The sequence below is a fragment of the Flavobacterium aurantiibacter genome (assembly GCF_002251775.1).
Taxonomy (GTDB): Bacteria; Bacteroidota; Bacteroidia; order Flavobacteriales; family Flavobacteriaceae; genus Flavobacterium; species Flavobacterium aurantiibacter.
Genome location: NZ_NOXX01000128.1, coordinates 1 through 9,032, shown reverse-complemented (window position 1 = coordinate 9,032; position 9,032 = coordinate 1). Strand labels below are relative to the sequence as shown.

Annotated in this window: 7 protein-coding genes; 6 read left to right on the top strand and 1 reads right to left on the bottom strand. The window is 42.2% G+C overall.

Annotated elements, in window-relative coordinates:
• Positions 1-447 precede the first annotated feature (447 nt).
• Positions 448-1,698 (bottom strand): ABC transporter permease, encoded by a 1,251-nt coding sequence (locus CHX27_RS02365; protein ID WP_094485164.1) that lies wholly within the window; start codon positions 1,696-1,698, stop codon positions 448-450.
• A 119-nt stretch (positions 1,699-1,817) separates the two neighbouring features.
• On the opposite strand from CHX27_RS02365, the gene purH reads away from it, so the two are divergent.
• Genes purH through rodA form a run of 6 tightly spaced genes read left to right on the top strand, consistent with a single transcriptional unit; the run spans position 1,818 to position 8,966 of the window.
• Positions 1,818-3,344 (top strand): bifunctional phosphoribosylaminoimidazolecarboxamide formyltransferase/IMP cyclohydrolase, encoded by a 1,527-nt coding sequence (gene purH, locus CHX27_RS02360; protein ID WP_094485163.1) that lies wholly within the window; start codon positions 1,818-1,820, stop codon positions 3,342-3,344.
• A 52-nt stretch (positions 3,345-3,396) separates the two neighbouring features.
• Positions 3,397-4,425, top strand: a complete 1,029-nt coding sequence (locus CHX27_RS02355; RefSeq protein ID WP_094485162.1) for a rod shape-determining protein — start codon at positions 3,397-3,399, stop codon at positions 4,423-4,425.
• A 55-nt stretch (positions 4,426-4,480) separates the two neighbouring features.
• Complete coding sequence (gene mreC, locus CHX27_RS02350; RefSeq protein WP_094485161.1) at positions 4,481-5,314, top strand: rod shape-determining protein MreC; 834 nt, start codon at positions 4,481-4,483, stop codon at positions 5,312-5,314.
• Positions 5,304-5,810, top strand: a complete 507-nt coding sequence (locus tag CHX27_RS02345) for a rod shape-determining protein MreD (protein ID WP_094485160.1) — start codon at positions 5,304-5,306, stop codon at positions 5,808-5,810. The genes mreC and CHX27_RS02345 overlap by 11 nt, the downstream gene beginning before the upstream one ends.
• The gene (gene mrdA / locus CHX27_RS02340; protein ID WP_094485159.1) at positions 5,807-7,711 is read left to right on the top strand and encodes a penicillin-binding protein 2; all 1,905 of its coding nucleotides are present in this window, start codon (positions 5,807-5,809) and stop codon (positions 7,709-7,711) included. Before CHX27_RS02345 ends, mrdA begins: the two co-directional genes overlap by 4 nt.
• Position 7,712: 1 nt before the next feature.
• On the top strand, positions 7,713-8,966 hold the full coding sequence (gene rodA / locus CHX27_RS02335; RefSeq protein WP_094485158.1) for a rod shape-determining protein RodA: 1,254 nt from the start codon (positions 7,713-7,715) through the stop codon (positions 8,964-8,966).
• Positions 8,967-9,032: the final 66 nt, after the last annotated feature.

Below are 9,032 nucleotides of genomic sequence, written 5' to 3'. Positions count from 1 at the left end.
GTTCAATTTATTTTACTTCAAATAATTTCACCCAACGGGTTAATGTAGGAAAATACAGCGAAAAAATACCCAAAAAATACCTATAAGTAGGTATTAATTTGTCGAGAAATAGATAGATTTTTGAATTCCATTTTGTTTGTGGAACTACTTAAGTAGTATAGGGGTTAGGCCGCTTCGAAAGAGCGGCCTATTTTTTTGTGCTTTTGTACCAATCGGACATAATTGATTTTTTTGTTTACGTATTGTTTCGCAACAGCGATTGCAAAAGCAAGCGTACGAACTGAAAAGCGTAAAACAGCAGGCAGGCTTTAAGCGACCAACGGAAGCTGAAAGGCGCAGAGCTGTTGTAGCTTTTTAGAAGTACCTTGACTTGGAAAGCGCGGTGGCCGGCACCTTACATCAACTAAAAGCGCGCCGGCCAGTTGCCCAAAAAATCATAAAATTAGTTTACATGCCGCTTCGAATGGCTTCGACAGGATCGAGTCGCGATGCCGTAAATGCCGGTACAATACCCGCGATTAGTCCGATGATTATGGCGAGGGAAGTTCCCAGAATTACGTTTCCGAGGCTGAGAACAAATTCGAAATCGGCCACGTTCGACATAACAATGGTGATAATCCAAACTAAAATTAGACCAACGGCACCGCCAAACAAGCACAAAATGATGGCTTCGAATAAAAATTGAAATAGGATGAATTTGTTTTTTGCGCCTAGTGATTTTTGGATGCCAATGAGGTTGGTGCGTTCTTTAACCGATACGAACATGATGTTTGCAATACCGAACCCGCCTACGAGCAGCGAGAAGCCAGCGATGAGCCAGCCGCCTAAGTTAAGCATGGCTATAATGCCGTCGAGTAAATCGGTGAATCCGGCTAAGATGTTGATGAAGAAATTATTGATATCGCCGTCTTTTAATCCGCGGTAGTTGCGCAATTTCATACCCAATTCTTCTTTAAACGCATCGATATCGAGGCCTTTATTGGGTTTTACGATAATAACGTTGGTTTGCCAAGTACCTGAATCGCCGTAAAAACGTCGGATAAAGTTCACAGGAATAAACGCCGAACTGTCGTTGCTATCGCCAAACATACCTGCGCCTTGTTTTTTCAAAACGCCAATAACCATAAACCGCTGTCCGTACATGCGGATTTCTTTACCCACTGCATCGGAGGTATCGAAGAGCGATTGTGCAATTTCTTCGCCGATGACCACGACTCGCGCGCCAGAATTAGATTCGGCTTCATTGTAGAAACGCCCGGAGGAAAATTCGAGATTTTGGATATCGATAAATTCGTGCGAAACCGGAACAATGTTTACTGAACTTACTTGTTTGTTTTCGTATTTAAGCGTTTGGCGGCCGGTAAAAACCTGAAAAGCCATGAGTGCTTCGTCGGCGAGGGCTGATTTTAGATACGTGTATTCGTCGTATTTTACGTTTGGAAACTGATCGCGCTTCCATTCGGGAATGTCGGAAGGTCCGAAAGAAAAGCGCAAGAGGTAAATGGTATTTTTATCTAAGGCGCTGAGGTCTTTTTTGATTTTTCGATCCAGCGAATCGACTGCCGCCAAAACCGCAATAATTGAGAAGATACCAATGGTGACGCCCAATAGCGACAAAAACGTACGCAGTTTATTGTTCACCAGTGCACTCACGGCAAACGAAAAACTCTCTTTAATTAAACGCAGGTAAACAATCATATGTAAAGGTAGGCATTAGCGTATTTTTTATTGGAGTACTTTTTTAAAAAATTGTTACAGTTTGCTTCCATATTTTGAACTTCAAAAAGTACTTTTGCAGCTTTTAACACAACACACACATGTCGACTACAAAAATCATCAAAACAGCACTTATTTCGGTGTATTCGAAAGAGGGCTTGGCACCCTTAATTCACGAATTGGCGGCAAACAATGTTTCTTTTTTATCAACGGGAGGAACGCAGCAATTTATTGAGCAATTGGGTTATTCGGTAACTCCTGTTGAAGCCGTAACGGGTTATCCGTCTATTTTAGGCGGACGCGTTAAAACATTGCATCCGAAAGTTTTTGGAGGTATTCTCAACAGATCGGAAGTGGCTTCGGATCGCGAAGAAATGGAGCAACACGACATTCCGCAGATTGATTTGGTGATTGTGGATTTATATCCGTTTGAAGATACAGTTGCCTCAGGAGCATCGGAGGCAGATATCATTGAGAAAATCGACATTGGCGGCATTTCGCTGATTCGAGCGGGAGCCAAGAATTTTGCTGATACGGTTATTGTTTCAAATATGAGTCAGTATCCGGTTTTGCTTGATTTGGTGAAAAATCAGCAGGGAGCAACCGAGCTGGAGCAGCGCAAGAACTTTGCTTTGGAAGCGTTTCGAGTAACCTCGCATTACGACACGGCTATTGCTAATTATTTTTCGGGTGCTGCAGATCGTTTACAAGTGGCGTTCGACCATAAAATGCCGTTGCGATATGGAGAGAATCCGCATCAACAAGGAAGTTTCTATGGAAATTTCGATGCTTTGTTTGCAAAGTTGAATGGTAAAGAATTGTCGTATAACAATTTACTCGACGTTGATGCTGCTGTGAATTTGATTGAAGAATTTAAAGCAGATAAGCCAACGTTTGCCATTCTTAAACACAATAATGCCTGCGGAATTGCCACTGCTGCAACGATATACGATGCGTATGTTACGGCTTTAGCTTGCGATCCAACGTCGGCTTTCGGCGGTGTGCTTATCGCGAATACAGCAATTGATGAAGCTACGGCACACGAAATCAATAAACTGTTTTGCGAAGTGGTGATTGCTCCTGCCTATGAAGGCGAAGCGGTTGCAATTTTAAGTGAAAAGAAAAACCGTATTGTTTTGGTTCAGAAGCCGGAAGAACTGGCACAAGTGCAATACCGCACAGCTTTAAACGGCTTGTTGGTTCAAGATCGAAACAACAAAACGGATCAGGCTTCCGATTTGCAAGTGGTAACAAATGTTTCGCCAACCCAGGAACAGATAGACGATTTACTTTTTGCGTCTAAGATTTGTAAGAATACCAAATCGAATACAATTGTATTGGCTAAGAACGGCGTTTTACTGGCGTCGGGTACCGGACAAACTTCGCGCGTTGACGCGTTAAAGCAAGCTATTGAGAAAGCACAAACTTTCGGGTTTTCGTTGCAAGATGCTGTTATGGCGAGCGATGCTTTTTTCCCGTTTCCGGATTGTGTAGAGATAGCAAATCAGGCGGGAATTACTGCGGTTATTCAACCCGGAGGTAGCATTAAAGATCAATTGAGCATCGATTATTGCAATAGTCAAAATATGACAATGGTATTTACGGGTACGCGTCATTTCAAACATTAATTTGTATACCTTTGCTCGTTAAAAAACTGTAATTTAATCCTTATTATTTCCTATGGGATTTTTCGATTTCATGACCGAGGACATTGCGATAGACCTTGGTACTGCCAACACCCTGATTATTCATAACGACAAAGTTGTCATCGACAGTCCGTCTATAGTGGCGCGCGATCGTATATCTGGGAAAATCATTGCCGTTGGTAAAGAAGCTAACCTCATGCAGGGAAAAACCCACGAGAACATTAAGACGATTCGTCCTTTGAAAGACGGCGTTATTGCTGATTTCGATGCCTCGGAAAAAATGATCAGTATGTTTATCAAGAGCATACCGGCATTGAAAAAGAAAATGTTTACACCTGCCTTGCGAATGGTTGTGTGTATTCCGTCGGGAATTACAGAAGTGGAAATGCGTGCCGTAAAAGAATCTTGCGAACGCGTGAACGGAAAAGAAGTGTATTTGATTCACGAGCCTATGGCAGCGGCAATTGGTATCGGAGTGGATATCATGCAGCCAAAAGGAAATATGATAGTCGATATCGGTGGTGGAACTACGGAGATTGCAGTTATCGCTCTCGGCGGAATTGTATGCGATAAGTCGGTTAAAATTGCCGGCGACGTTTTCACCAACGATATCGTGTACTACATGCGTACCCAACACAACTTATTTGTGGGAGAAAGTACCGCAGAGAAAATTAAAATTGAAATCGGTGCTGCCGTGGAAGATTTAGAATCGCCACCAGACGATATGTCGGTTCAAGGACGCGATTTGCTTACAGGCAAGCCAAAGCAAGTTGAAGTTTCGTACCGCGAAATTGCTAAAGCACTCGACAAGTCTATTCAGCGAATTGAAGATGCTGTTATGGAAACGCTTTCGCAGACGCCGCCTGAATTAGCAGCCGATATTTACAACACTGGTATTTATTTAGCGGGTGGTGGTTCGATGTTACGTGGACTCGACAAGCGTATTTCTCAAAAAACCGATTTGCCTGTTTACATCGCCGAAGATCCACTACGCGCCGTTGTTCGTGGAACGGGTATGGCTTTGAAAAACATCAATAAATTTAGAAGTATCCTGATTAAGTAATTCGGAACTTCTCAATAAAGCAACCGATTTATCAGACTAGCGTCAACAGACACTTATGCAGCAGATATTGAATTTTATCCTTAAAAACAGCCATAAGTTGCTGTTTTTGCTGCTTTTGATAATAGCGCTGTCTCTTACTATTCAAGCACACTCCTATCACAAAAGTAAAGTCATTAGTTCGGCAAATTTCTTGGCGGGCGGTGTTTACGAGCAAATGAATGCCGTGAGCGAGTATTTTAGTTTGAAAGAGCGTAACCAAGAACTTGCAATTGAAAATGCGCGACTGAAATCTTTGCTTTTTAATTCAGCCGACACCGCAGCACTAAAACTACCCGATACGATTAAAGGCGTTAAGAAAGTGAATGTCATTTTATCGAAAGTGATTCACAATTCGTTCAATGTGCCTGAAAATTACTTGACACTTAATTCGGGCAGCAAGCAAGGAGTTAAAAGCGATATGGGTGTGATAAACGACCTTGGAATTGTAGGTATCGTTGAGAAAGTGAGTCCGAATTACGCCACCGTACAAAGTATCTTGAACATTAAGTCGAAAATTAACGCCAAATTCAAGAAGTCTGATCATTTTGGTACCTTAATTTGGAACGGTAAGAATACTGGATATGCCCAATTAATCGACGTGCCACGCTTGGCGCAGATTAAAAAAGGCGATACGATTGTAACGGGTGCCGATTCCAAAATTTTCCCTGAAAATATCGGTATTGGAACCATCTACAAGATATACATTGACGATCAGACCAATTATTACACACTCGACGTGAAGCTCTTTAACGATATGACGAGTTTGGGTCACGTGTATATCATTAAAACCAAAGATCGCGAGGAGATTTTACAAATAGAGCAAGAAACAGCGCAGCCAAATGAACAGTAATGTTTTATTCAATACGGCCCGATTTATCTTGCTGCTTGCGGCACAAATCCTCATTTTTAACAACATTCAGTTTTGGGGCTATCTCAACCCGTATCCGTATGTGTTGTTTATTTTGCTTTATCCGGTAAACGGTAATAAAAATAGCTTGCTAGCAGCGAGTTTTTTACTCGGTTTACTCATCGATATGTTTACTAATTCTGGAGGAGTTCATGCGGCAGCGTCGGTTACTTTAGCTTACGTCCGACCTGCATTTTTCCGATTTGCGTTCGGTGTTTCGTACGAATATCAAACCATTAAAATCAACGATCGACTCACCCCAGAACGTTTCTCGTTTATTTTAGTTTCGGTGACAACACATCACCTCATTTTGTTTGTTTTAGAGACTTTCCGATTTAGTTTCTTTTGGAATATCTTGCTGCGAACGGTGTTCTCTACTTTATTTACTATTGTACTTTGTATCATCATTATTCACTTATTTAAGCCGTCTAAAAGATGAGAAAGGTATTGTTGCCCACCATCATTATCATATCAGTTATTCTGATCGTGATGCGACTCTTCTATCTGCAGATTATCGACGATGAGCTCAAGCTTAAAGCAGAAAACAACGCTATTGAGATTATTTACGAATATCCGGAACGCGGGTACATTTACGACCGAAACGGAAAGCTACTGGTAGCCAACCAGCCCTCGTACGACATCATGGTTACGCCGCGTGAAGTAAAAAACATCGACACAACAGAATTTTGCGATTTGCTTAACATCACCAAGGAAGATTTCATCAAAAAAATGGAGAAAGCCAAGGTGTACAGTCCGCGGCTGCCGTCGGTTTTCTTATCGCAACTAAACAAGAAAGAATACGCTGGTTTTCAAGAGAAGCAACGAAAGTTTCAAGGTTTTGAAATTGTAAAACGTTCCCTACGCGATTACCAAGTGAAAGTGGCTGCAAACGTTTTTGGTTCCATAACACAAGTAAATCAGCGTACGATTGATAAAAATCCGTACTACCAATCCGGCGATCTAATCGGTGTTCAAGGTGTTGAGCAAAGTTACGAGGAAGTATTGCGCGGCGTAAAAGGCGTGAAGTACCGTCAGAAAGATAAATTTAACCGCGATATCGGTGCGTACAAGCAAGGCAAATTCGACGTAAAAGCCGTCCGTGGCGAAGACATTACCTTAACTATCGATGCTGAATTACAGCAATACGGCGAAGAACTTATGGTAAACAAACGCGGCGGAATTGTTGCCTTAGATCCGAAAACTGGACAGATTTTAGCGTTAGTAACGGCACCGTCTTACGATCCGTCGATTCTCGTTGGCCGACAGCGCTCTAAAAACTACACCAAACTCTACCGCGATTCGATAGCACAGCCTTTATTCGACCGAGGATTACTTGCACAATACGCACCAGGTTCGCCATTTAAAATCGTTACTGGTTTAATTGCGCTGCAAGAAGGTGTAATCGACGAGAATACAACCGTTATGTGTCACCACGGATTCAGTTACGCGCGCGGGCGGTTTATGCGTTGCCACGGCTTCGGGCCGCACCAATTACACAACGGGATCTACAATTCGTGCAACGCCTATTTCGGAACGGTGTACATGCGAACCATCAACAAATATTTGAAACCACCGCAGGCTGTCGATATCTGGGCAAAACACGCCAAAAGTTTCGGTTTGGGCGATTTCATGGGTTACGATCTACCGACAGGAAAACGCGGACTAATTCCGACTTCAAAAACCTACAAACGCATTTATCCCAACGGTGGCTGGCGTTCTACGGCAATCGTTTCAAACGCTATTGGTCAAGGCGAAGTGCTCGCAACACCGATACAGCTTGCAAATATGATTGCAACTGTTGCAAATCGAGGCTATTATTATACACCCCACATCATCAAATACATTAAAGGAGGTAAAATCGATCCCAAGTTTCGCGAAAAGCATACCACCACTATCGATCGTAAGTACTTTGCACCTGTAATTCGCGGTTTGCACGCCGTGTACACCAACGGAACCGCAAGTCATTTGCAAATTGATGGCATTAACATCTGTGGAAAAACCGGGACTGCTGAAAACTTTGCTCGAATAGGAGGTAAGAAAGTACAGTTGAAAGACCACTCGATTTTTGTAGCGTTTGCACCGATGGAAAACCCTAAAATTGCATTAGCCGTATTTGTTGAAAATGGCGGATTTGGTGCAACCATCGCCGGACCTATTGCTACACTGATGATCGAGAAATACGTGCGCAAGAAAATTACGCGTACCGATTTGGAGAAGTTTATCCTAAACAAAAGTTTAGAAGCCGAGTACAATCGCTACACCAAAAAAACAAACGACTCACTATATAACAATCGTGAAATTAAACCCGTGGGCGATACCATAGGTAAATTAGAACTCTGATATGAAGAATCAAAGTACTAGAGATCACATCGATTGGGTAACAGTTACCCTGTACAGCCTTTTAGTATTATTGGGTTGGTGCAACATTTTTTCGTCGAGTTTTCCTGAAGGTGAATTCTCGTTCTTCGATTTGTCGCAGTTTTTCACCAAGCAGTTTGTGAATATTCTCCTGGCAATTCCGCTGATCATTATTGTTTTATCCTTGGATAGTAAAGTGTACGAGAAGTTTTCCGTTGTTTTTTACATCATCACTTTATTTCTTTTAGCGGGCTTGTTTGTCTTTGGCAAAACCGTGAACGGGCAAACCAACTGGTACGCCATAGGAGGCTTTAGCTTGCAACCCGCCGAATTTGCCAAAGTAGGTTGTGCACTAGCACTTTCTAAGTTTTTAAGCGATGTGCAAGTGAATCTGCGCGATTCGGCACGACAGTTCCAAGCCTTTGGAATTATCTTGCTGCCTATCATACTTATTGCGCCACACGACCCCGGAAGTGCTTTAATATTCACGATGCTAATACTAGTCATGTACCGTGAAGGCTTGCCCTCTTGGTATTTGTGGACAGGTTTTATCGCCATCATCATCTTTGTACTTTGCCTGCTTTTTGATCCGATTTACATCATCGCAGCTGCAGCAATCATCATTATTTTAACGTATTACCGAAGTCGAATTGCCAATCGAAATATTCTCGCAAGTGCATCGGCATTTGTGATTATTGTACTGTTTACGTTCTCGGTAAATTACGTATTTAACGACGTCTTTCAGCAACACCACCGCGATCGTTTTAATATTTTACTCGGAAAGGAAGTCGACCTTCGCGGAATCGGATACAACATCAACCAATCTAAAATTGCTATTGGTTCGGGCGGTTGGTTCGGAAAAGGCTTTTTAGAAGGAACACAAACTAAAGGTGGTTTTGTGCCGGAACAACACAGCGATTACATTTTTACCACGATCGGCGAAGAGTGGGGTTTTCTCGGATCGCTACTCGTTATTGGCTTGTTTGTTGGACTCATGTTTCGAATTTTATACCTCGCCGAAAGACAAAAAACCAAGTTCAGTAGGGTGTACGGCTACTGCGTCGTTTCGATACTTTTTATACATTTCTTTGTTAATATTGCCATGGTTCTCGGACTCTTCCCAACCATTGGCGTACCTTTACCTATGATCTCGTACGGAGGTTCTAGCTTGTGGGGCTTTAGCATTCTAATTTTTATCTTTGTAAAAATGGATGCCAACAAAGTCAACGAGTGGTAAAAATTTAAAGCTATGAAAAAGATTTTTTTGAGTTATCCATTTGCGTTCCTTATCAAATCAGTATAA

Coding starts and splice junctions, on each gene's coding strand:
- CHX27_RS02365 (WP_094485164.1), bottom strand. CDS start 1,698: ATGATTGTTTACCTGCGTTTAATTAAAGAGAGTTTTTCGTTTGCCGTG.
- purH (WP_094485163.1), top strand. CDS start 1,818: ATGTCGACTACAAAAATCATCAAAACAGCACTTATTTCGGTGTATTCG.
- CHX27_RS02355 (WP_094485162.1), top strand. CDS start 3,397: ATGGGATTTTTCGATTTCATGACCGAGGACATTGCGATAGACCTTGGT.
- mreC (WP_094485161.1), top strand. CDS start 4,481: ATGCAGCAGATATTGAATTTTATCCTTAAAAACAGCCATAAGTTGCTG.
- CHX27_RS02345 (WP_094485160.1), top strand. CDS start 5,304: ATGAACAGTAATGTTTTATTCAATACGGCCCGATTTATCTTGCTGCTT.
- mrdA (WP_094485159.1), top strand. CDS start 5,807: ATGAGAAAGGTATTGTTGCCCACCATCATTATCATATCAGTTATTCTG.
- rodA (WP_094485158.1), top strand. CDS start 7,713: ATGAAGAATCAAAGTACTAGAGATCACATCGATTGGGTAACAGTTACC.